At 57.4% G+C, this 23,952-nt stretch carries 20 protein-coding genes; 4 read left to right on the forward strand and 16 right to left on the reverse strand.

The genetic code is table 11. The features are described 5' to 3' along the window. Positions 1-5: 5 nt before the first annotated feature. From purT to AC0V6U_RS12550, 4 genes are all read right to left on the reverse strand, one after another. Positions 6-1,187, reverse strand: a complete 1,182-nt coding sequence (purT, locus tag AC0V6U_RS12535) for a formate-dependent phosphoribosylglycinamide formyltransferase (protein WP_472643498.1) — start codon at positions 1,185-1,187, stop codon at positions 6-8. 9 nt (positions 1,188-1,196) lie between these two features. Beyond that, a complete protein-coding gene (locus AC0V6U_RS12540; protein ID WP_472643499.1) occupies positions 1,197-2,165 on the reverse strand; it encodes a sensor domain-containing diguanylate cyclase in 969 nt (322 codons plus the stop codon). Positions 2,166-2,501: 336 nt separating this feature from the next. After that, on the reverse strand, positions 2,502-3,191 hold the full coding sequence (locus tag AC0V6U_RS12545) for a helix-turn-helix domain-containing protein (protein WP_472643500.1): 690 nt from the start codon (positions 3,189-3,191) through the stop codon (positions 2,502-2,504). A gap of 119 nt (positions 3,192-3,310) precedes the next feature. After that, the gene (locus AC0V6U_RS12550; protein WP_472645763.1) at positions 3,311-4,576 is read right to left on the reverse strand and encodes an aspartate kinase; all 1,266 of its coding nucleotides are present in this window, start codon (positions 4,574-4,576) and stop codon (positions 3,311-3,313) included. A gap of 91 nt (positions 4,577-4,667) precedes the next feature. Between AC0V6U_RS12550 and ubiG the strand changes: the two genes are divergently transcribed. Next, a complete protein-coding gene (gene ubiG, locus AC0V6U_RS12555; protein ID WP_472643501.1) occupies positions 4,668-5,405 on the forward strand; it encodes a bifunctional 2-polyprenyl-6-hydroxyphenol methylase/3-demethylubiquinol 3-O-methyltransferase UbiG in 738 nt (245 codons plus the stop codon). On the opposite strand, the gene AC0V6U_RS12560 is transcribed toward ubiG, so the two are convergent. The 4 genes from AC0V6U_RS12560 to AC0V6U_RS12575 form a co-directional block, all read right to left on the reverse strand. Beyond that, positions 5,402-6,487, reverse strand: a complete 1,086-nt coding sequence (locus tag AC0V6U_RS12560; protein WP_472643502.1) for a glycerophosphodiester phosphodiesterase — start codon at positions 6,485-6,487, stop codon at positions 5,402-5,404. The two genes, ubiG and AC0V6U_RS12560, sit on opposite strands and share 4 nt — an antisense overlap. After that, a complete protein-coding gene (locus AC0V6U_RS12565) occupies positions 6,466-6,813 on the reverse strand; it encodes an arsenate reductase (protein ID WP_472643503.1) in 348 nt (115 codons plus the stop codon). The genes AC0V6U_RS12560 and AC0V6U_RS12565 overlap by 22 nt, the downstream gene beginning before the upstream one ends. A gap of 121 nt (positions 6,814-6,934) precedes the next feature. Next, positions 6,935-7,420 (reverse strand): crossover junction endodeoxyribonuclease RuvC, encoded by a 486-nt coding sequence (gene ruvC / locus AC0V6U_RS12570; protein ID WP_472643504.1) that lies wholly within the window; start codon positions 7,418-7,420, stop codon positions 6,935-6,937. A 216-nt stretch (positions 7,421-7,636) separates the two neighbouring features. Next, positions 7,637-8,383 carry a YebC/PmpR family DNA-binding transcriptional regulator gene (locus AC0V6U_RS12575; protein ID WP_472643505.1) on the reverse strand — a complete coding sequence of 249 codons (747 nt, stop codon included), beginning with the start codon at positions 8,381-8,383 and terminating at the stop codon, positions 7,637-7,639. Between the two features lie 173 nt (positions 8,384-8,556). On the opposite strand from AC0V6U_RS12575, the gene AC0V6U_RS12580 reads away from it, so the two are divergent. Next, the gene (locus AC0V6U_RS12580; protein ID WP_472643506.1) at positions 8,557-9,174 is read left to right on the forward strand and encodes a CPBP family glutamic-type intramembrane protease; all 618 of its coding nucleotides are present in this window, start codon (positions 8,557-8,559) and stop codon (positions 9,172-9,174) included. 112 nt (positions 9,175-9,286) lie between these two features. Next, positions 9,287-9,919 carry a hypothetical protein gene (locus AC0V6U_RS12585; protein WP_472643507.1) on the forward strand — a complete coding sequence of 211 codons (633 nt, stop codon included), beginning with the start codon at positions 9,287-9,289 and terminating at the stop codon, positions 9,917-9,919. On the opposite strand, the gene AC0V6U_RS12590 is transcribed toward AC0V6U_RS12585, so the two are convergent. Both AC0V6U_RS12590 and AC0V6U_RS12595 read right to left on the reverse strand, forming a co-directional pair. Then, a complete protein-coding gene (locus AC0V6U_RS12590) occupies positions 9,916-10,152 on the reverse strand; it encodes a DUF2312 domain-containing protein (protein ID WP_472643508.1) in 237 nt (78 codons plus the stop codon). The genes AC0V6U_RS12585 and AC0V6U_RS12590 overlap by 4 nt on opposite strands. An 80-nt stretch (positions 10,153-10,232) precedes the next feature. Next, on the reverse strand, positions 10,233-10,547 hold the full coding sequence (locus tag AC0V6U_RS12595; RefSeq protein WP_472643509.1) for a DUF1244 domain-containing protein: 315 nt from the start codon (positions 10,545-10,547) through the stop codon (positions 10,233-10,235). A 48-nt stretch (positions 10,548-10,595) separates the two neighbouring features. Here AC0V6U_RS12595 and pyk point away from each other — a divergent pair, with 48 nt between their 5' ends. Continuing rightward, positions 10,596-12,065, forward strand: a complete 1,470-nt coding sequence (gene pyk / locus AC0V6U_RS12600; RefSeq protein ID WP_472643510.1) for a pyruvate kinase — start codon at positions 10,596-10,598, stop codon at positions 12,063-12,065. A 6-nt stretch (positions 12,066-12,071) separates the two neighbouring features. Here the strand turns inward: pyk and AC0V6U_RS12605 are convergent, their stop codons facing one another. The 6 genes from AC0V6U_RS12605 to rpoB all read right to left on the reverse strand — a co-directional run bounded on the left by AC0V6U_RS12605 (position 12,072) and on the right by rpoB (position 23,780). Next, a complete protein-coding gene (locus tag AC0V6U_RS12605; protein ID WP_472643511.1) occupies positions 12,072-13,430 on the reverse strand; it encodes a glutamate--tRNA ligase in 1,359 nt (452 codons plus the stop codon). 53 nt (positions 13,431-13,483) lie between these two features. Then, positions 13,484-13,939: a DNA-directed RNA polymerase subunit beta' gene (locus AC0V6U_RS12610; protein WP_472643512.1), complete on the reverse strand. Its 456-nt coding sequence runs from the start codon at positions 13,937-13,939 to the stop codon at positions 13,484-13,486. An 87-nt stretch (positions 13,940-14,026) separates the two neighbouring features. Further along, the gene (locus AC0V6U_RS12615) at positions 14,027-14,737 is read right to left on the reverse strand and encodes a hypothetical protein (RefSeq protein ID WP_472643513.1); all 711 of its coding nucleotides are present in this window, start codon (positions 14,735-14,737) and stop codon (positions 14,027-14,029) included. 141 nt (positions 14,738-14,878) lie between these two features. Then, on the reverse strand, positions 14,879-19,177 hold the full coding sequence (gene rpoC, locus AC0V6U_RS12620; protein WP_472643514.1) for a DNA-directed RNA polymerase subunit beta': 4,299 nt from the start codon (positions 19,175-19,177) through the stop codon (positions 14,879-14,881). After that, complete coding sequence (locus tag AC0V6U_RS12625) at positions 19,174-19,590, reverse strand: hypothetical protein (protein ID WP_472643515.1); 417 nt, start codon at positions 19,588-19,590, stop codon at positions 19,174-19,176. The genes rpoC and AC0V6U_RS12625 overlap by 4 nt, the downstream gene beginning before the upstream one ends. Continuing rightward, a complete protein-coding gene (gene rpoB, locus AC0V6U_RS12630) occupies positions 19,587-23,780 on the reverse strand; it encodes a DNA-directed RNA polymerase subunit beta (protein ID WP_472643516.1) in 4,194 nt (1,397 codons plus the stop codon). Before rpoB ends, AC0V6U_RS12625 begins: the two co-directional genes overlap by 4 nt. Between the last annotated feature and the right edge of the window lie 172 nt (positions 23,781-23,952).

Below are 23,952 nucleotides of genomic sequence, written 5' to 3' on the forward strand. Positions count from 1 at the left end.
AGGCCTCAATCGCGATAGGCAATGCGCACCTTGCTCGCGGCCTCGCCGGCTAGCTTTCGAGCGTCATCGGTGTCGTCCGCTTTGGCAAGCGCAACCGCCATCCGGCGGTAGGGCCGCGTGACCGGCTTTCCAAAGATGCGAATATCCACATTTTCATCGCTGAGAGCGAGCGCCTCAGCAACGCCCTCAAAGTCAAAATCGGAACTGTCGCGGTCGGCCAAGACCACCGCAGAGGCGGAGGGACGCGCGGTGATTTCTTGCGGAACAGGCATGCCCAAAATCGCGCGGGCATGCAGGTCAAATTCGCTGAGATCTTGCGAGATGAGCGTCACCATGCCGGTGTCATGCGGGCGCGGGCTCAGCTCCGAGAAGATTACTTCTTCGCCGCGCACGAAGAACTCGACCCCGAACAGGCCAAGGCCGCGTCCCTTGCCGCCAAGCTCTGTCACCACCCTTGATGCCATCTCTTGTGCTTTGGCGAGCGCAGCTGGGCTCATTGCGGCGGGCTGCCAGCTTTCCTGGTAGTCGCCGCGTTCCTGGCGGTGGCCGATGGGCGGGCAGAAGCTGATCCCGCCAGCATGGCGCACGGTCAACAAGGTGATTTCATAGTCGAAGTCGATGAATTGCTCGACAATCACGCGCCGCCTATCGCCGCGCATATTATCCACTGCATAATTCCAAGCAGCCTCCAATCCAGCCGCATCGTCGACCTTGCTTTGGCCTTTGCCTGACGAGGACATCACTGGCTTAATAACGCATGGAAAGCCCGCATGGGCGGCGCCTTCGCGCACTTCATCCAAGCTCTCAGCATAGCGATAGCGCGAGGTTGTAAGGCCGAGTTGATCAGCGGCCAGATCCCGGATGGCATCGCGGTTCATAGTCAGCAGCGCGGCGCGCGCCGAGGGCACGATGTTGAAGCCCTCTGCTTCCAATTCGGCCAAGACCTCGGTTCGGATCGCTTCGATTTCTGGGACGATAAAGTCGGGCTTGTGCCGGGTCGCCACTTCTCTCAGTGTTTCTCCATCCAGCATAGAAAAAACCTCACGCTCGTCTGCGACCTGCATCGCCGGCGCGTTGTCATAGGCATCGCAGGCAATCACGCGCGCGCCCAATCTTTTTGCTGAGATGACAAACTCGCGGCCCAATTCGCCTGAGCCAAGCAGAAGTATTGTTGCTGTAAACGCCATGGCTAGCCCTTAGCGGGCTGCGAAGCTGACTCCAAGCTCGCCGACCATTGGCCGTTCACGAAAGACGATTGGCCCGCGGGTATCCCCGCTCACGCCGACACGCATACCGCCGCTTGCGCGCGCCATCACCAAAGCAAGCTCAGCCTGCTTAAAAGCTTCATTAACGCTGGAGCTGAGTGTGGTCAGGCCAACACTGGCCGAAAGGCGCGGTTCGCCTGGCGTCGCGCCAATTGCGAGCGCTGCGAAGGTTTCGAGCACATCTTCGCACCAAACCCGAGCATCTTCGGACGACATGCCGGGCAAGCAGACGGCAAAGCGGCCGCCATCGAGATGCGCGAGATCATAATCCGGCTGCGACATTGCTTCGAGGAATTGTGCAAAGGCCCACAGCACCTCTTCAGCCGCGCTCTGGCCATACTGCATGAAAATCGCCCGGAACCGGTCGAGTTCGAACAGGGCGAGCGCCCCGCCCTCATCACTCTTCTTGGCGCGCCGCAACTTCGCGGCAAAGACTTTGCTGTTGCACAGGCCAGTCAAATGGTCGGTGGTGGCGCTGGCATAAAGCTCGCCTTCAAGCATGCGGCGATGCTCGATCGAACGCAGCAGGCCAAGAGCGCCGCAGGCCGTGCCGTCATCATTGAGGACAGGACGCAGGCTCAGCGAATGCCATTTGCCTTGGTCGGCCAGACCGGTTTCGCCGGGTATCGCAATCGGAAACTCGAAAGGTCCCTCTGTCGCATTGCCGTCCATGGCAGCCGCAACAAATATGCGCAGGCCATCCACGTAATTGGCACAGGCCAAATCCGCGATATGCGGCAAGAACAAGAGCTGACTGAGCTCAAGCCCCATTGTTTTGATGTTCGGTGATGCATGCTGAATGAAACCATTCGCATCCAATTTGACGACGATGTCACCGGCAGCTTCGGCCAGTAGACCGTGCAGCTCGGCACCCTCTGTAGCGCTTAAACCAATTTCCATTGCCGTATTGCCCCCGGCTTTGACACCCCCCGGGTCAAACCGTTCTATAGTTAAGATCAACAAATAAACTAACGAATGCCAGTAATCGCTATTAGAAAGCGCAGACTTGCATTACTTTTCTGAAGTTTTGTTAGTTTAGTAAATTAACTTACCTAAAAAACGAATCAACCTCAGATATACTTACCACAATCTGAAAATTTATTGAGAATCATATTCATACCTATTCATATGCACTCGCAAGATTTTCAAACAATCCGCCACTTGGCATGCCATGTGCGAATCAATGTTGAGCTTCTTCTACCGCAATCTGTGTCTTGTGTTTGTAAAACAATATTCTCAAAGCTCGATCATGATACGCACCTTATCGGGTGTCGTTCCGAGGCTGGTAGCAATACGTAAACGGCTCTCATTGATGATCGCAGTGCTGTCATCTGGGGTGGCTGCGCCTGACAAATCATCGGTTGAAACACCCAAAACCTGAGCGATCGCATCAAGCCGATCTGGCAGCGGGCGCGCTTTGCCTTTTTCCCAGGCCCACACGGTCGGTTTGCTAACCCCAAGATATTCAGCAACTTGAGCAAGGGTGAGGCTGCGCTCTTTGCGCAAGCGTGACAATTTGAGGCCAAGGGTCTCATTGGTGATGGGGGTCATCACGGGAATTGCGGGAGTGCTCCCGATGGCTTCTGGCAGCGGTGCGTCAGAGCGCAATTCAGCCGCTGCCAAGGCCGCTGGACTAAGGGCTTTCGCGAAGGCGCATCCAAACAAAGAACCGCTGACCCAGACGATCTCAGCGACCACTTCGCCAATCTGTGGCAGCTCCACAGCCAGCGTCTCTCCGCGCACGACTGGCAAGCCTGTTTCGACCAGCAAGCCCGTTGCCGAAATATTGTGGACGGTAACATTCGCGTTCACACCGCCAGGCAGCACGCCGCTGGTCTCTAGGCGCAGCTCGCGCCTTGGCTCATCGCGTTGTCCATCAGAACTGTAGGCAGGCTCAATTGGGCCCAGATGTGCTCTCAACACCATAGTCGCGACTCCTTTGCGAGCCGCAAATCTTGCCGAGCAGAGTTAAGAAGTAGTTAGCGGCTAACGCCTAACCCGATGAAGCGAGACCTTAACCAGTTAGACGCCGCAAAAGCGCGCGATCAGACGGCTTCTTCCACCGCATCAAGCCCATAGGCGGTGTGCAAAACGCGCACAGCAAGCTCTGTTTCATCCTCATCAATCAGCACGCTGACCTTAATTTCTGAGGTTGAGATCGCCTGAATGTTAATCCCGCGATCTGACAGAGCGCGGAACATGGTGCTGGCGACACCGGCATGGCTTTTCATGCCAACGCCGACAACACTGATCTTCGCAATATGGCTGTCCGTGATGATCCGGTTGAACCCAATATCCTCAAGCCGGTCTTCCAGCATTGCCTGCGCGCGGGCGAGATCCGCTTGAGGCACGGTGAAGGTCACGTCGGTCTCACCCTTATCGCGGCCGACGTTTTGAATGATCATGTCGACGTTGATGCTGGCATCGGCGAGCGGCTCAAAAATGTGGGCCACAGCGCCAGGCTTATCGGGCACACGGGTAAGGATGATTTTCGCCTCATTCTTATCGTGTGCAATACCGGTTACCAGCTGGCGTTCCATATCGCCGTTCTCCACCAATTGATCCATTTCCATATCCGAGACGATCAGCGTTCCCGGCAGTTCATCTGCGCTCGCCGCATCATCATCGCCAAAGCTGGAGAGCACTTGAATGCGCACCCCGGCTTTCATCGCCAGCCCGACTGATCTGGTTTGCAGCACTTTGGCCCCGACCGACGCGAGTTCGAGCATTTCTTCGTAAGTCACCGCCTTAAGCTTGCGCGCTTTGGCGACAATCCGCGGGTCGGTGGTGTAGACGCCGTCAACATCGGTGTAGATGTCGCAGCGATCGGCGTTGATCGCAGCAGCAATGCCAACCGCAGAGGTGTCTGAGCCGCCGCGCCCCATTGTGGTGATGCGGCCTTCCTCAGAGACGCCTTGAAAACCTGGAATGACAGCGATCTCACCATCTTCCAGCGCTTCGATCAGGCCGGGCGCGTCGATCGTTTCGATCCGCGCTTTTGAGTGCGCCTCAATTGTGCGCACCGGCAATTGCCAGCCCAGCCAGCTGCGCGCCTTTGTGCCCAATGATTGGAGCGTGAGCGCGAGCAGTCCGCTGGTCACTTGCTCTCCGCTGGAGACAACCACGTCAAACTCAGCCGGATCATACAGCGCATTGGCTTCGCGGCAGAAGTTGATCAGCCGGTCAGTCTCGCCGGCCATGGCCGACACAACCACCGCGACTTGATTGCCAGCAGCCGCCTGCGCCCGCACAAGATTGGCGACGCGGCGAATGCGCTCGGTTCCGGCCATTGATGTGCCGCCGAACTTCATCACGATCCGTTGCCCGCTCTTGGGCCCGCTCTTGGCCAATTTATTTTCGCTCCTGCTGGTTCACTGTGCTGCGCGCTGTTAAGGGCGGTGAATGACAAAGGCAAATGTCACAAGTGTAACTATCCGCCCAGAGGAGGCCGAACACTTCGCCTCTTTGGCGCGCGACTGGTGGAACCCGAAAGGGCCGATGGCCTCTTTGCACCAAGTGAACCCGGTGAGGCTGGAGTTCATTCGCGGCGCGATCGATGCGCATTGGAGCGGCTCAGCCAGCAATGCCAAGCCTCTTGCAGGCAAGACCGCGCTCGACATCGGCTGCGGCGCTGGCCTCGTTTGCGAACCCATGGCCCGATTGGGCGCGGCAGTAACAGGCGTCGATGCTGCCGCTGAGAACGTGTCAGCCGCTGCAGCACATGCCGAGGCTGTCGGGCTCGACATTCGCTATATGGCTGGCGAGCTGGCGGGGCTTGATATCGGCCAGTTCGACCTCGTTACCTGCCTCGAGGTTGTGGAGCACGTCGCGGACAAGCCCGCGTTTCTCGCCAATGTGGCCGAACGGATTGCGCCGGGCGGATTGCTGGTCATGTCCACACCCAACCGCACCGCTGCCAGCCGCTTGCTGCTCGTCGGTGCTGCCGAAGCCATCGGCTATGTGCCGAAGGGCACGCACAACTGGTCCGACTTCATCACACCTGAGGAGCTCGCAGACTTGCTCTCAGACGTCGGATTAGAGCTGATCGATCAACAAGGCATCGCCTACTGGCCAGGCAAAGGCCTGCACCTTTCCGATGATGAGGCACTCAACTACATCCTCTCAGCGCGCCGGATCTAGCGTTTCTGCTGCTCAAGCACTTCTATTAGCTCACCAACATTGTCAGTGAAGAACCCGTCTGCCCCGCTCTCTATCGCGCGGCCCCACAGCCATTGATAGCGCCCATCGCCCGCCGGTCCGCCGGTCCCCTTCAAAGCGGCAGGCAGAAAGCCGTTCTCCTTGCGCAGGGTCCAGGGATGCACCGTAAGGCCGGCCGCATGAGCAGTGGCGACCAGATCGGTAAGCGAGCCATCTTCGTTGACGATGTAGCTCAGCCCCGGCCCAATTCCGTCGGCGTACTCAGCGATCTCTGCGAGACCTGAAGGCGTGACCATGTCCGCCCAGCGCAGCTCGGGCTCATCATAGGGGCCGCCTTCTGGATGGATCAGCAGCACCAGCGGCACATCCACGCGCTGATTGAGTCGCTGCAGCGGACCGACCTCGAAGATCTGCACAAAGATGCGGCTGTCCGCCTTATCCAGACCCAAGGCGCGCAGATCGCGCACGAGCAGGTCGACCATATCAATGCCGGCCTCTTGCAGCATGAAGGTCGGGTGCTTGAGTTCTGGATAGAGACCAATGCTGCGCCCGGTCTCCGCCTCTTTGGCCCGCACCAGCTGGACCACTTCTTCAAAGGTTGGGACCTGATAGAGCCCGTTGTACGCCGTATTGCTGGGCCGCGCGCTCGGCACGCGTTCGCGGGCGCGCAGGGTGCGGATTTCAGCGAGGGTGAAGTCCTCTGCAAACCAGCCGGCGACCAATTGGCCATCGATCATCTTGTCGCGGCGGCGATCCTCAAACTCCTCGCGGCTCGCCACATCCGTGGTGCCAGAGAGTTCGTTTTCATGCCGCGCAACCAGCACCAGGTCCTTGGTCGCGACCAGATCGGGCTCGATGTAGTCAGCGCCCAGATCGATCGCGAGTTCATAGGCGGCAAGCGTGTGTTCCGGACGGTCGCCGCTGGCCCCGCGATGGGCGATGATGAGCGGCCGATCAGCCACGCGCACTGACCCCGACTGCGCCGCCGCAGAGGCAGACATCAAGATCGGCGAAATGACTGAGAGCGCGCATGCGAGCAGACCTAAGACAGAGCCGCGGACCATTCTTCCTCCTTAAACCCAATCAGCAAGCCGCCCTCATACTCGGCGACGGGTCGCTTGATCATGGACGGGTGCTCTTGCAGCAATGTGACAGCCTTTGCAGGGGTGATGTCGGCCTTGTCAGCATCGGACAGTTTGCGGAATGTCGTGCCGCGCCGGTTGAGCACCACATCAACGCCCTTGTCCGCGATCCATGCCTCCAGTTTGGCTGGATCAGCGCCGACCTTCTTGTAATCATGAAAGTCGAAAGTGTGACCTTTGTCATCGAGCCATTTGCGCGCTTTCTTGACCGTATCGCAGTTCGGAATCCCGTAAATCTGCAGTTTCATGCCCAATCCTTACCCATATTCTTGGAACACATTTCACGTTTTGGAACACGTCCATTTGGCCCGCATTCCGCATCGTAACAATCACAATGGCTGGCCCAATGTCGCATCATAGTTCGCACTCTTACCTGCCATTTGGCGTGTAGGACAGATGCGCATCGGCAATTGCCACCGCCAGCGCATCGGCCGCATCCGCGCCTACCAGAACCGCATTTGGGAGCAAAACCTTGAGCATAGCCTGAACCTGCTCTTTGTCCGCCGCGCCCGTCCCGACCACAGCCTTTTTGACCGAGCGCGCCGCATGCTCGCGCACATCGAGGCCCCGCGCCCCGCATGCGGCCAGCACAGCGCCGCGCGCCTGCGCTAGTTTCAAAGTTGATTGGGGGTTTTTGTTGACGAAAATCTCTTCCGCCGCCGCACGGTCTGGATCATGCTCTGCAATCACCGCATCCAGCGCCGTGATCAGATGCGACAAGCGCGCCGCCATTGGCGCTTTGGCATCCGTCTTAATCTGACCATTGGCAATATGGCTGATCCGGCTGCCTTCACTGCGCAGCACGCCCCAGCCAGTGCAGCTGAGCGAAGGGTCAAGGCCGAGGATAGTGGTCAATTCAAAATATTCCGCTCACCCTGAGCTTGTCGAAGGGTTGTACTGCCTTCCTGTCTTGTGTTGAAAGTAAAGGGCAACCCTTCGACAAGCTCAGGGTAAACGGAGAATGTTGATCGCCCTCCGATCATTGCAATCCCACCATCCAGCCAAGCCGCCAAGCGATCGCGAGCAGAAAAGCAGCCCCTAGCGATAGCGCCAGCAGCCATTCCAGCCGCGTCACGCGTCGAGCTTCGCCATCACCTCATCAGAGATTTCGTAATTGCCCCAAACGGTCTGCACATCATCATCATCATCGAGCGTGTCGATCAGCTTGAGCAAAGTGCCAGCGCCTTTCTCATCGAGCTCAACCGTCAGGTTCGGCTTCCATGCGAGCTTAACTTCCTTGGCCTCGCCAAGAGCTTTCTCAAGCGCGGATGAGACCTCGTGAAGGTCATCGGCTGCGGTCCAAATCTCATGGCCATCATCGCTAGATGCAATGTCCTCAGCGCCCGCTTCCATCGCCGCCTCCAGAACCTTGTCCTCGCTGCCTGCCTCAGCAGAATATTCGATATAGCCAAGCCGTTCAAAGCCATGCGCAACCGAGCCTTCTGTGCCCAGATTGCCGCCATTCTTGCTAAACGCGGTCCGCACCGCTGTTGCCGTGCGGTTGCGATTGTCGGTCAGCGTTTCGACGATGATCGCGCTGCCGCCGGGGCCATAGCCTTCGTAGCGGACCTCTTCGTAATTCTCGTCATCACCCGCGCTTGCCTTGTCGATTGCGCGCTGGATATTGTCCTTCGGCATCGATTGGCCTTTGGCGGTGTTGACCGCCAGCCGCAGACGCGGGTTCATATCCGGATCGGGCGTGCCCATTTTCGCTGCCACGGTAATTTCGCGGGAAAGCTTGGAAAACAGATTAGAACGCTTTTTGTCCTGCGCACCTTTACGGTGCATGATGTTCTTGAATTTGGAATGGCCTGCCATGGTCTCTGAATCACTACCGCTGCAAATGTATGAAGGGTGGCCTTACTCCGATGCCTGATATTGAGGCAAGACCAGCTGTAGCGGATATTACCCTTCGCCAGCGCGCAGACGACCTTGGGGGGTTCATTCGCCACCCATCCCCGTTTCGGGTTCCTTATCCATGGGGCCGGCATTTGCTGGCAGCGGTTGGCTTTGTGTTCCTGATCGATCTGTTGATTGATTTCGGTGCTCAGCAATTGCTGGACTGGATCGACGCGAGCGTTTCAGCGCTTCCCGATGCGATTGATTTTGAGGCGACGCTTGAAGAGGACCTCATAGGCTTTCTTCTATTCGCTCCGCTGACCGAAGAGGCGCTGTTTCGCGGATGGCTGACGGGGAAATTGGCGTCACTGCGCTTTGCCGCTTTTGGAGCTGTATCAGCCGCGCTCTTCATTGCCGCGGGCTATGTCGGCGAAGGGACGAGCAGCGTGCTCGTTCTTGCTGGCTTTGCGGTGCTTGCATTTGGCCTTTGGCAATGGAGCCAAACCCGTTTTACCGACACGCGCATCCCCGACTGGTTCACGAAGAATTTCACTTGGCTGGTATGGGGCAGCTCGCTCGCCTTTGGCTTGGTGCACCTCGCCAATTATCAGGCGATCACCGGAGCAATCGATCTGGTGGTTATCCTGCCGCAAGCCATCGGCGGCCTGCTGCTCGCCTACACACGCGTGCGCTTCGGCCTGCGCGCAGCGATGCTGCATCATGCGGCGTTCAACGCGGTTTATTTGCTGACGGTCTATCAGATAATTTAAGTACCGCATTTTACTTTTAGCAATCATGCATGCATCTAGTATTTGGGTGAGATGGAATTCTGATTAAAGATTGGCCTTTTACGGCCACGCTCTATTTGGCCTGGAAGATCGCATGGCAAAACAAAACAATTTTATCTCCACTCTTACTGAAGACGTCGCGTATGCTATGGCGCGCAGGAAGGAAGACAACAATCAAATCACGAAACGTAATTTGATCCGAACAACCTTTGCCGCGATTGAAGGCCTCGTTTGGGCCTTTAAGCAAGACGTGCAGACTGCTGCTGAACAGACATTTGGTCTTGAACCGGCAGAGAAGGCGGCCTTGAGCGACATCTCCTTTGTTGTGGCTTCAAATGGCACGATAAAAGAACGCCCAAATTTTATCGAACTTAGAACCACTATCCGCCTAGCAGGGCGAATTGCACAACGAATTAATCAAAAGGAAGAGATCAGCTTTGACGATGCAGAGTGGAACAAACTGAAAACTGCAAAGGAAATCCGCAATCGGATTACCCATCCGAAGTCCATAGCCGATCTGGAATTATCTGAAGACGATATTGACGCCACTCTAGCAGCATACTTCTGGCTGTTTGAGCGCCTAACGGATATTATGGTATCCTCGATTGGGACGCGCATTCAATATGCACAAGGCATGACGGACCTCTTAGAAAAATTAAAGGCAGGTGACCCGAGCGCTTGGACGGAGTATCTTGTCGCTAAAGCCGCCGTTGATCTGGAAGACTAAGCCATGCCGAGAGCCGCTTTGTAGGTCTCCAATATCATCTCCATCTCCGCGCGATCATCTGGCTTCATCTTTCTCAGCCGCACGATTTGCCTCATCAGTTTGGAGTCGTATCCAACTGCTTTTCCTTCGGCATAAACATCGCGAATATCATCGGCGATGCCTTTTTTCTCTTCTTCAAGGCGCTCAATGCGCTCAATCAAAAGGCGCAGGCGATCATCTGTGGCGTCAGCCATATTCTATGTGCTCCAAAATTTGAGAATCAGTTGAGCGCTGCGATAGCCAAAGGGCGCTCAGCCGTGAACCGGGCTCGTCGCTAATCCACGCGATTTTTGGCAACGCTGGCTTGCATGGCCGCCAATTGCTCTTCGGTTGCCGGAGATTGGCGGGTCGCCTTCCACTCATCCATCGGCATCCCATGGATCAGCTCGCGCGCCGCCGCCTTGTCGCCGTCAAAGCCGGCATCGCGGATCCAATCCGCCAGACAATTGCGGCAAAAGCCCGATAACCCCATCAGCTCAATATTCTGCGCGTCGTGACGGTGCTGTAGATGACGCACCAACCGCCGAAACGCCGCAGCAGCCACTGCATCATCTAAGTTGTCCAATTGATCGGGCGCATTCGTATCCATGTGAAGCTTGTCCTTGAGTTGAAATTCACCTGTGCCATAGCTGGCACCATGAAAAAGAGCGATCTCAATCGGATGAACCCTCGCGGCCGCAAGGTCAAAATTTTGGCGACAATCGGGCCAGCCAGCCGCTCGCCTGAAATGCTGCGCAAATTGTTTCGCGCGGGCGCCGATGCGTTCCGGGTGAATATGAGCCACGGCGAACACGCCGATCATGCCGCCTCGATTGCCGCGATCCGGGATATGGAGCGAGAATTTGCCCGCCCCGTCGCGATCCTGGCCGATTTGCAGGGTCCGAAACTGCGCGTCGGCACGTTTAAGGATGGCAGCGCGGTGATCCGCCATTCTGGCCATTTCACGCTCGACCGCAATCCAGAGCCGGGCGATGAAACCCGCGTTTGCCTGCCTCATCCAGAGCTGTTCGGCATCCTGGAAAAGGGACAGCGCCTGCTAATCAATGACGGCAAGATCAAGCTGAAGGTGATCAAGGCGAGCGACGATGAAATCCTCTGCTCTGCTGAAGTGGGCGGGGTTATCTCTGACCGTAAGGGCGTCAACGTGCCGGATGCCGAGGTGCCGATCCCCGCGCTGACCGACAAAGATCGCCGCGATCTCGCCTTTGCGGTTCAGCAAGAGGCGGACTGGATCGCATTGTCCTTTGTGCAGCGGCCAGAAGACCTTGCCGAGGCGCGCAGGCTGATCGGCAATGACACTGCCCTGTGCGCAAAGATCGAAAAGCCGATGGCGGTCCACCGGCTGGAAGAGATCATTGAGCTATCCGATGGTATAATGGTGGCGCGCGGCGATCTGGGCGTGGAGCTGGAGCCGTTCGAGGTTCCGCCGCTGCAAAAGAAGATCGTCAATGCCACGCGGCGCGCGGGCAAGCCCGTGATCGTCGCCACGCAAATGCTGGAAAGCATGATCGAGAGCCCGATGCCAACCCGCGCGGAGGTCTCTGATGTCGCCAATGCGGTTTATGATGGCGCGGACGCAGTGATGCTCTCAGCGGAGAGTGCCGCGGGTGAATGGCCTGAAGAATCCGTTGCCATGATGGACAAGATCGCAGGGCAAGTGGAGCGCGATGAAGGCTATAAGGAGCGCGTGCGTTTCCTCGAGACGCCGCCGGATGCGACAACTTCCGATGCGCTGGCCCATGCCTGCATGACTATCGCCGATACCGTTCCGATCAGCGCGATCACCGTATTCACGGCATCCGGCTCAACCGCGCGGCGTGTTTCGCGCGAGCGGCCCGATACGCCTGTTCTGGTGCTCACCCCGTCGAACCGGACCGCTCGCCGCGTGTGCTTGTTATGGGGCGCGCATGCGGTCGCGACCAAGGACATCGGCAGCTTTGAGGAGATGATTGCCAAGGGCAAGCGCATGGCCTTGCGCCACGGATTTGGCGAAGCTGGAAACAAGCTGATCGCGCTGGCCGGTGTGCCGTTTGGCACCCCGGGCGCAACCAATTTGCTCCATGTCGTAACGCTGTCCGGCAATGAGCTTGAGCGCCACGAGGGCTAACGAAGCCTAGGTAGACGCCCGCTCCAAGCGGCGACGCGCAACCTCTTCGCCCAGCACGGGCAGCAATTCGCCCATATCCGGTCCGTGGTTCATGCCGGTGAGCGCTTGCCGCAGAGGCAGGAACAGGGCCTTGCCCTTGCGCCCGGTCTTTTCTTTCAGCGCAGATGTGAGCGCAGCCCAGGGATCATCACCCCATTCCAGCGTGCTAGCCGCATCGGCGAGATAGGCGCGGTCTTCGTCGGAGAATTCAGGCAGCTCAATCGGGCCGGTGACGATCCGCCAATAATCATGCGCCCCGCCGACAGTCTCCAGATTGGGACGCACTGCGTGCCATGCGTCTTCGCCCATGCCTTCTGGCAGACGGTCTTTAACCTCGGCGAATTCCATTTGGTGGACGATGGCCGTGTTCACTCGCTCCAGATCGGCATCGTCAAACTTTGCAGGCGCGCGGCCGAAAGTCGACAGATCAAAGGTCTCAAGCAAATCTTGCATGTTCGCAATCGGCTCTACCGATAGCGATGTGCCAAGCCGGGCCAGCAAAGCGATCAGCGCCTCGGGCTCAATCCCGCGTTCTCTAAACGCATCGCAGCCAAGCGAGCCCAGCCGTTTGGAGAGCTTGCCCTCGCGGCCCACCAGCAAGGCTTCATGCGCGAATTTCGGCAGGACATTCGGTGCGCCAGATGCTGCAGAAAATTGTGCAGCATAAAGTGCGGTAAACATCTGAATTTGAACGGCAGTGTTGGAAACATGGTCCTCACCGCGGAGCACTTGAGTGACGCCCATTTCGACATCATCAACCGTGCTGGGTAGCATGTAGAGCCAAGACCCATCGGCGCGCCGGATAACCGGATCGGACAGCTGGGCCGGATCGAACTTCGCCGTGCCGCGAACGCCGTCTTCCCACTCAATCGGCTCATCATGATCGAGCTTAAAGCGCCAGTGCGGCTGAATACCTTCAGCCTCCTTCGCCGCGCGTTCCTCGTCAGTCATCGTCAATGCGCCGCGATCATAGATCGGCGGCAGGCCGCGACCGAGCAAGACCTTACGCTTAAGCTCAAGCTCCTGGCTTGTCTCATAGGCGGGGTAAATCCGCCCGGCAGCCTTTAGAACGTCAAACGCCGCATCGTAACGTTCCAGCCGCAAGGACTGACGCTCCACCATGTCTGGCGCCATGCCCAGCCATGCGAGGTCCTCATGGATCGCGTCGACATATTCCTCTTTAGATCGCGCTGCGTCGGTGTCGTCGATACGCAGCAGGAACTTGCCGCCAGCCTTGCGCGCGAGCATCCAATTGTGGAGCGCGGTGCGGATATTGCCAACATGGAGGCGGCCCGTCGGAGCGGGCGCAAAACGTGTAATGGTCATGCGCTCAGCGGTAGCCAGCGCGCGCCCTTCGGGCAAGCATTGTTGCAGCCCCTCTACCCGTGGGATTCCGCCAGGATCAGTGCCTGCGTCCTGTCCCACAGCTCGGCGATCCGCTCTGGTCGCACCAACCCGCCAAGCTCGCGGCCAAATTGGACGCGGGACCGCGCAGTCGCGTGATCAATCATCGCGCCAATGCACGCCTCGTCATGGCTGAGCATTCGGCAGCAAAAGCGCGAGACGTGAATATTCTCAGGCCATGTCCGCGAGATCGCCTGGGCGAGCGACAGTGATTGGCCCGCTGCGCTCACATTGCCAAGACGAACGGCGAGCTCCGGCACGGGATCCTGCCTCGCCCGCTCATGCAAAGCGATCAGCCGCAGCGAGTAGATAAAGCGCGCAGCAATCGGGCCGAGCGTTTCTATCTTCGCAGGCTCCGCCAGCGCCGCGATCCAATTGCTCATCCCCGCCTTGGAATTGGCGGATGACATATTGGAACGCGGCGTTTTCATAGAGACCTCGGCAATGCTGCATAGCGACTCGCTATTCCCTAGCATTACCTTTGTTGCGATTGCTTCGCAATAGCTATATGCTGAGCATTAGCGAGGTCGGATCGCGAAATCATGCTCAATGTAGAGGAAGATTTCGGTCTCACTCGACTGCTGCCAGTAGAGATCGCCGTCCAAGCCGTTGATCTCGACCCCATAACCAGTGCCAAACATGCTGGCATAGCTGGTCGCCTCCTTGGCAATATGGCGGATAACATCGCTGCGATATTGCTCTGGATTGTCGATCGCGAGCCCGGTGGTGCCGACATCAATGAACGAACGGCCAGTGGCCGGAACGGCTTTCACAAATGCCGCGATCCGCTTCGCAGTGTCCCGCACATTGGCATCGGCCCCTTTGAGCGGGATACGGGCATATATCTGCACCCGGCTTGTATCGGGGCGGTTGCCGCCAGTGATGGGCAAAGCGCGCATATTGGCCGCTGTAACCGGTTCCAGCGTGTAGCGCCCGGCGACCAAAGTGATCCCTTGCTGCTGTGCGCGGTCCAAAGTCGCAGAGAGCATCGTGAACAATTCTTCGACCCGAACATCGGGATTGCGCGAATCTGAGCTCACGAACAACGGCGTCACGAAATAGTCTGCGCGGCGCGTTACCCCGATCGCGGATGGCCCGTCATTTCGGAAATAGGCGTTGGCGGAAGAGCGATCTTGCCGCGAGCCTGTTACCACCACTGTATCCTGAGCAAGCACAGGCATTGGAGCCGCGACACCCAATACGGCAGCGGTCAAAATCAATCTTTTCATCAGTCCCTCCCATTTTCGACAAGCGAAACATGGGACTAGCAGACCGACTCTAGCCTGAACGAATCAAAAGCCCCGCCGAAGCTCGTAAGCTCCAGCGGGGCCTTGTCTGTTAAGCTGCAATCGCAGCCAAACTGCTTGCGCTTATTCAGCGCTACCTTCTTCCGGTGCAGGCGTCGGAGCCGCAGCGGCCATAGCCGCCTTCATGGCTTCTTCGCTCGACACTGGATCGGCTTCTGGTTCAGCTTCCGCCGCACCAGCCGCAGCCAGCGCATCTTGCTGCTTCTTCCACTGAGCTTTCAGCGCCGCATCACGGCTTGATGCTGTCACCCGCATACGGTTCATGCCCGCACCGGTACCAGCTGGGATCAGGCGGCCCACGATCACGTTCTCTTTGAGACCGATCAGCGTGTCCTTCTTACCCTCAACCGAAGCCTGCGTGAGAACACGCGTGGTTTCTTGGAACGAAGCGGCGGAGATGAACGAACGCGTTTGCAGCGATGCCTTGGTGATCCCGAGCAGGATCGGCGTGCCGGTGGCAGGCTTCTTGCTCTTGGTCAGCTTGGAGTTGTATTCGTTCATTTCCTCAAGATCGACCTGTTCACCAGGCAATAGCGTGGTGTCCCCGCCATCAGTGATCTCAACCTTCTGCAGCATCTGACGAACGATCGTCTCGATGTGCTTGTCGTTGATCTTCACGCCTTGCAAACGGTAGACCTCTTGGATCTCATTTACGAGATATTCGGCCAGAGCTTCAACACCCATCACCTCAAGGATGTCATGCGGGTTAGGCGAACCGGAGATGAGCGTATCGCCCTTCTTCACAAAGTCGCCTTCCTGCACATCGATCACCTTGGTTTTGGGGATCAGATATTCGACTGCATCACCTTCTTCCGGCACGATCGCGATCTTACGCTTCGCTTTATATTCGCGAACGAACTCGATTTTGCCTGAGATCTTGGCGATGACGGACATGTCCTTTGGCAGACGCGCCTCGAACAGTTCCGCCACACGCGGCAGACCGCCGGTGATGTCGCGGGTCTTGGCAGCTTCGCGGCTGGCACGTGCAAGAATGTCGCCTGCGTCAACCGTTTGGCCGTCTTCAACCGACAGAGTTGTGCCCGGTGCCAGCATATAGCGCTGAGCCTCGGTTTCATCCGCATCGGTTTGGCCTTCGCTAAGAAGAGTCATGCGCGGGCGCAGTTCCTCTTTCTTCTTGCGGCCAGTTGCGCGGTTCTCTGTCACAACACGCTGAGCGATACCGGTGGCATCATCAGTGCGTTCTTCCAGCGTCGTACCTTCGACAAGGTCTTGGTACTTCACCACGCCCGATTGCTCGGTGATGATTGGCAGAGTGAACGGGTCCCATTCAGCGAGGCGGTCACCCACCTTCACCTTCGCGCCGTTCTTGAACATCAGCACGGTACCATAAGGCACTTTGTGCATTTCACGCTCACGGCCCTCGGCATCGATCACGGCAATCTCGCCGTTACGAGCAAGCGAGAGGATCCGGCCCTTCTTATCGGTGATCGTCGGCATATCGCGAAGTTCGACTTTACCGTCCGAAATCGCCTCGAGGTGCGAGGTTTCATTCAGCTGAGCCGCGCCGCCAATGTGGAAGGTCCGCATGGTCAGCTGCGTGCCCGGCTCACCGATCGACTGAGCCGCGATAACGCCAACAGCCTCACCAATGTTCACCGGCGTACCGCGAGCGAGATCACGCCCGTAGCACTTGCCGCAAACGCCTTGCTCGGCTTCGCAAACCAGCGGTGAGCGGATCTTGGCAGACTGAGTTTCAGCCGCTTCGATTTCCTTCACCATCGCTTCGTCGAGCAGAGTGCCAGACTTCACGATGACTTCGCCGGTTGCCGCGTTGACGATGTCTTCTGCCGTTGTCCGGCCAAGAATACGCTCGCCAAGCGATGCGATAACCGAACCACCTTGAACGATGGCGCGCATTTCCAGCGCGTTTTCAGTCTTACAATCCAGCTCAACGATGACGCAGTCTTGCGACACGTCAACCAGACGGCGGGTCAGGTAACCTGAGTTTGCCGTCTTAAGCGCGGTATCGGCAAGGCCTTTACGCGCACCGTGGGTGGAGTTGAAGTATTCAAGGACGGTCAGGCCTTCCTTAAAGTTCGAGATGATCGGGGTCTCGATGATCTCGCCCGAAGGCTTAGCCATCAGGCCGCGCATACCAGCCAGCTGCTTCATCTGAGCGGGTGAACCACGCGCACCAGAGTGAGCCATCATGTAGATCGAGTTGATCTGAGCCTCGCGGCCATCCTTATCGATCGGCTGAGCCTTAATCTCGTCCATCATGGCATCGGCCACTTGGTCACCGCAGCGGCTCCAAGCGTCGATGACCTTGTTGTACTTCTCTTGCTGAGTGATCAGGCCGTCTTGGTATTGCTGCTCATAATCAGCGACCAGCGACTTGGTTTCCTCGATCATGCCTTCCTTGCTGTCAGGAATGATCATGTCGTCCTTACCGAAGCTGATGCCGGCCTTAAACGCGTGGCGGAAGCCCAGAACCATGATCGCATCGGCAAACAGGACAGTGTCCTTCTGACCGGTGTGACGATAAACCTCATCGATCACATCGCCGATGTCTTTCTTGGTCAGCAGACGGTTGACGATGTCGAAGGGAACCTTGTGGTTCTTCGGCATGCACTCACCGATCAGCATCCGGCCAGGCGTGGTCACGAAACGCTTCAGCACGACCTTGCCCTTTTCATCAGCCTGCGGGACGCGAGCGATGATCTTGGTGTGGAGCGTGACAGATTTGGTTTCGAGCGCCTGGTGCACTTCGGCCATATCGGCAAAGCGCGGCAGCTTCTCGATCTTGGTGCCATCTTTCTCTTCGATAAATTCCGGCGCGTGTTCTTGGCGCTCCATCGAGAGATAATAGAGGCCGAGCACCATATCCTGCGAAGGAACGATGATTGGCTTACCATTGGCTGGCGAGAGGATGTTGTTGGTCGACATCATCAGGACGCGCGCTTCCAATTGAGCCTCAAGGCTCAGCGGAACGTGAACGGCCATTTGGTCGCCATCGAAGTCAGCGTTAAACGCCGAGCAGACCAGCGGGTGAAGCTGGATCGCCTTACCTTCGATCAGAACCGGCTCAAACGCCTGAATGCCAAGACGGTGAAGCGTTGGCGCACGGTTCAGTAGAACCGGGTGCTCGCGGATCACTTCGTCGAGGATGTCCCAAACTTCCTTGCGCTCTTTCTCAACCCACTTTTTCGCTTGCTTCAGAGTCATCGACAGACCCTTTGCATCGAGGCGGGCGTAGATGAACGGCTTGAACAGCTCGAGCGCCATCTTCTTCGGCAGGCCGCACTGGTGCAGTTTTAGCTCTGGACCGGTCACGATGACCGAACGGCCAGAGTAATCGACACGCTTACCAAGCAGGTTCTGACGGAAGCGGCCTTGCTTACCCTTCAGCATGTCGCTGAGAGATTTGAGCGGACGCTTGTTAGCGCCGGTGATGACGCGGCCGCGGCGGCCGTTGTCGAACAGTGCGTCAACCGCCTCTTGCAGCATACGCTTCTCGTTACGGACAATGATGTCCGGCGCGCGCAGCTCAATCAGGCGCTTCAAACGGTTGTTCCGGTTGATCACGCGGCGATAGAGATCGTTGAGATCCGAGGTCGCGAAACGGCCACCATCCAGCGGCACCAGCGGGCGCAGCTCTGGCGGGATCACAGGGATCACTTCGAGGATCATCCACTCAGGGCGGTTGCCCGAGTCGATGAAGCTCTCAACAACCTTGAGGCGCTTGATGATCTTCTTTGGCTTGAGCGTCGACTTTGTGGTCGCCAGCTCTTCCATCAGATCATCGCGCTCTTGCTCAAGATCGAGATCCATAAGCATGTGCTTGACCGCCTCAGCGCCGATATCGGCAGAGAATGCATCTTCGCCGTACTCGTCCTGCGCTTCGAGCAGCTCGTCTTCGGTCAGCAGTTGGAATTTCTCAAGCGGGGTCAGACCCGGCTCGATCACCACATAGCTTTCGAAATAGAGGATGCGCTCAAGCTGTTTCAGCTGAATGTCGAGCAGCAAGCCGATGCGCGATGGCAGCGACTTCAGGAACCAGATGTGCGCAACCGGCGCGGCCAGCTCAATGTGGCCCATCCGCTCACGGCGAACCTTGGTAACGGTAACCTCAACGCCGCACTTCTCGCAGACAACGCCTTTGTACTTCATGCGCTTGTACTTGCCGCACAGGCATTCGTAGTCCTTTACAGGACCGAAGATACGGGCACAGAACAGGCCGTCACGCTCTGGCTTGAACGTACGATAGTTGATCGTTTCCGGCTTTTTGATTTCGCCAAATGACCAGCTGCGAATGCGCTCTGGCGAGGCAATGCCAATCTGGATTTGGTCAAAAGTCTCCGGCTTGGCCAGCTGGTTGGTGAATTTGGTAAGTTCGTTCATTTTTCAACTTCCTCTGGAAGGGGGAAGGACTTGGCCTGCTCTGAGCAGTCAAAAGCTTCATCGAAAATTTCTGCGGCTACATTGTCCATTTCGTCGTAGTCTGGCTCAGACTGAAGCGGGACGTGAAACTGGGTAAACGCGTTCCCTGCGGCAAGGCTGAGCTCTTCCTCGACTTGCGCGGCTGTTAGACCCTTGGCGCGTCTATGCGCCTCGTTCTGCCACTTCGAATGGAGGTGCTTGCGCTCGATCGACTTTCCTCGCTCTAGTGCGACCTCATCGACCTGCGCGTGGATCATGCCCAAAGTATTGGCAATCTCATAGCATCGCACCGCCTGCTCGAACGAACCGTCAGATGGAGGTTCGGAAGAACACGCAGCGATGGGCAGCAGTATCAAACCTGCGAGCTCCCTCATTCCGCTGCCTCCGGCCACTGATCATCATCGCCATCTTCGCCGTCAGACAAAGACTTGAGCTCAACATTGAGACCCAGGCTGCGCATTTCCTTCACGAGAACGTTGAAGCTCTCTGGAATGCCGGCCTCAAAGGTATCATCGCCCTTGACGATGGCTTCATAGACCTTGGTCCGGCCAACGACGTCATCCGACTTAACGGTGAGCATTTCCTGCAAGGTGTAGGCAGCGCCGTATGCTTGCAGTGCCCAGACCTCCATCTCACCAAAGCGCTGTCCGCCGAACTGCGCTTTACCGCCCAGCGGCTGCTGGGTGACGAGCGAGTATGGACCGATTGAGCGAGCGTGGATCTTGTCATCGACCAAGTGGTGAAGCTTGAGCATGTAGATAATGCCCACAGTGACCTTGCGGTCGAATGCTTCACCCGTGCGGCCATCAAACAGAACCGACTGACCAGAGCTGTCGATGCCGGCCTTCACCAGCATGTCCGATACGTCTGGCTCACGCGCGCCATCGAATACTGGCGTACCCATTGGCACGCCAGCGGCGAGGTTGCCTGCCAGATCAACGATCTGTTCGGTCGAACGGCTGTTGAGATCCTCGTGATACGCTTCGCCGTAGACATCCTTCAGACGGTCAAGCACGGCCTCTGGCGGTTTCGCCTTGGCATAATCTTGACGCGCATTCGGATTGGCCGCTTTCCAGTCTTCGAGCTTCTCAGCAATATCCATGCCGAGCCCGCGAGCCGCAAAGCCGAGGTGCGTTTCAAAGATCTGACCGACGTTCATACGCGATGGCACGCCTAGCGGGTTCAGCACCACGTCAACGGCGGTACCGTCTTCGAGGAATGGCATGTCTTCCACCGGCAGGATGCGAGAGATCACACCCTTGTTCCCGTGACGACCGGCCATCTTATCGCCCGGCTGAAGCTTGCGCTTCACGGCGACGAAGACCTTGACCATCTTGAGCACGCCCGGCGCGAGTTCATCACCGCGCTCCAGCTTCTCTTTGCGGTCTTCGAACTTCGCATCGATCCCGCCAACGGCTTCGTCATATTGCGACTTAACCGCTTCGATTTGGGTCTGACGCTTGTCCGCTGCAACAGCGAATTTGAACCACTCGTGACGCTCAATGCCCTCGAGCATGTCAGCGGTGATCTTGTCACCCTTCTTCACGCCCTTTGGACCTGCAGCGATGGTTTGGCCCACCAGCATGTCGCGCAGGCGGTTGTACGTCGCCCGGTTCAAAATACCGCGTTCGTCAGCCGCGTCCTTGCGCAGACGCTCGATCTCTTCGTTCTGGATCGCCCGGGTACGGTCATCGATCTCGATACCGTGACGGTTGAACACGCGAACTTCAACGACCGTGCCAGCCACACCCGGTGGCAGACGCAGCGAAGTGTCACGCACGTCGCTAGCCTTTTCACCGAAGATCGCCCGCAAGAGCTTCTCTTCCGGTGTCATCGGGCTTTCGCCCTTTGGTGTGATCTTACCAGCCAGAATATCGCCCGGATGCACTTCTGCACCGATGTAAACGATGCCTGCCTCATCCAAATTGCGCAGAGCCTCTTCGCCGACATTTGGAATGTCGCGCGTAATGTCCTCTGGGCCAAGCTTGGTGTCGCGGGCCATGACTTCAAACTCATCGATATGGATCGATGTGAACACGTCATCTTTCACGATGCGCTCTGAAATCAGGATACTGTCTTCGTAGTTGTAGCCATTCCAAGGCATAAAGGCGACGAGGCTGTTCTTGCCCAGCGCCAGCTCACCCAGATCGGTCGAAGGACCATCGGCGATGATATCGCCTGGCTCGATCGTTTCACCCACTTTCACCAGCGGACGCTGGTTGATGCAGGTGTTCTGGTTTGAACGTTGGAATTTTTGCAGCGTGTAGATGTCGACGCCTGATTGACCAGGCTCAACATCGCCGATTGCGCGGATAACGATACGAGTTGCGTCGACTTGGTCGACAATCCCGCCGCGCTTGGCCGCAATCGCAGCGCCGGAATCGCGCGCCACGGTTTCTTCCATGCCGGTGCCGACCCAAGGCGCCTCCGCCTTGACCAATGGCACAGCCTGACGTTGCATGTTTGAGCCCATCAGTGCGCGGTTGGCGTCATCGTTTTCCAGGAATGGAATAAGCGATGCCGCGACCGAGACGAGCTGCTTAGGCGACACGTCCATGAGCGTGATCTGCTCATTCGGCGCCATCAGGTTGTCGCCGCTCTGGCGCGCTGAGATCAGCTCTTCAACAAAAGAGCCGTCTTCATTGAGCTCAGCCGATGCCTGGGCAACGGTGTGCTTCTGCTCTTCCATCGCGGAGAGATAAACCACATCACCGGTGACCTTATTGCCTTCCACCCGGCGATACGGCGTTTCGATAAAGCCATATTTGTTGACGCGGCTGAACGATGCCAGCGAGTTGATCAGACCGATGTTCGGGCCTTCCGGCGTTTCAATCGGACAGATCCGGCCATAGTGGGTCGGGTGAACGTCGCGGACTTCAAAGCCAGCGCGCTCACGCGTCAGACCGCCTGGACCAAGCGCCGATACGCGGCGTTTGTGCGTCACTTCGGACAGCGGGTTGGTTTGGTCCATGAACTGCGAAAGCTGCGAAGAGCCGAAGAATTCACGCACCGCAGCAACCGCTGGCTTCGCGTTGATGAGGTCGTTCGGCATGACAGTCGATACATCGACGCTGCTCATGCGTTCTTTAACCGCGCGTTCCATGCGCAGCAGACCGACGCGGTACTGGTTTTCCAGCAATTCGCCGACTGAACGGACACGGCGGTTGCCGAGGTTGTCGATATCATCGACCTCGCCTTTGCCGTCCTTCAGATCGACCAGTTCCTTGACCACGGCGAGGATGTCTTCCTTGCGCAGGGTCGTAACAGTGTCTTCGGCATCAAGCTCGAGACGCATATTCAGTTTCACGCGGCCAACCGCGGAAAGGTCATAGCGCTCGCCATCGAAGAACAGGCCTTCGAACAGAGCTTCTGCGGTTTCCTTGGTAGGCGGCTCGCCCGGACGCATCACCTTATAGATGGCCTCAAGACCTTCATCACGGTTTTCAGCCTTATCGACCTTCAGCGTGTTACGGATCCACGGCCCGGTGTTGATCTCGTCAATGTCGAGCAGTTCAAGGCTGTCGATGCCGGCATTGTCGAGTGTTTCGACATGCTCCAGCGTCAGCTCATCACCGGCTTCGACATAGATGCGGCCGGTCGCCTCATCGATCATGTCACGCGCAGCATAGCGGCTAACGACTTCCTCGGTGGGAAGCAGCAAGTCAGTGAGGCCATCTTTCGCAGCCTTATTGGCGGCGCGCGGTGAAATCTTCTGGTTCGCGGCGAACACTTCTTCACCGGTCTTCGCATCAACCAGCGGGAAGGCAGGCTTCTGGCCGCGCCATTGGTCAGCCACAAACGGCATCTTCCAGCCGTCTTTCGCACGCTCCCAATTTACGGTGTCATAGAAGAAGTGCAGGATTTCTTCGCTGTCTTGGCCCAGCGCATAAAGCAGCGCGGTAACAGGCAGCTTACGCTTACGGTCGATCCGGACGTTGACGATGTCTTTCGCGTCAAACTCAAAATCGAGCCATGAACCGCGATATGGAATGACGCGGGCCGCGAACAACAGCTTGCCAGAGGAGTGCGTCTTACCGCGATCGTGATCGAACAGCACGCCAGGCGAGCGGTGCATTTGCGATACGATGACGCGTTCTGTGCCATTGATGATGAACGTGCCGTTCTCCGTCATCAGCGGCATATCGCCCATATAGACGTCTTGCTCTTTAATATCGAGAACGGAGCGGGTTTCCGTTTCTTGGTCGACTTCGAACACGATCAGACGCAGCGTGACCTTCATCGGTGCCGCATAAGTGATGCCGCGCTGGCGGCATTCAGTTGTGTCGTATTTTGGCGGCTCGAGTTCGTAGTGAACGAAATCAAGCTCGGCAGAGCCAGCGAAATCACGGATCGGGAAAACCGAGCGCAGCGTCTTTTCAAGACCGGAAACATAGCCTGTTTCCTTGTCCGAGCGCAGGAACTGCTCGTAGCTTTCGCGCTGAACCTCAATCAGGTTCGGCATTTGCACAACTTCGTGAATGTCACCGAAGATCTTACGAATGCGCCGCTTGGCCGTGCCTTGCGCCGCGCCCTTGGATTTGATGGGCTTTGCCTTAGTAGCCATGGAGGTAAGTTGCCTCTTTATCTGTCGCCGGAGAGAAGCCCCGGTCGCTCAAAATTGATTTCTGCACCGCGCGCAATCAGCCTCATATCAGACGCGAAGAAGGCCGCACGCAAAGTGACCTAAAAGAAGGGTCGCCTTGCAGCAGCTCAATATAACGTCGCGAATATGAAAC

This window comes from Erythrobacter sp. W36, assembly GCF_057364935.1.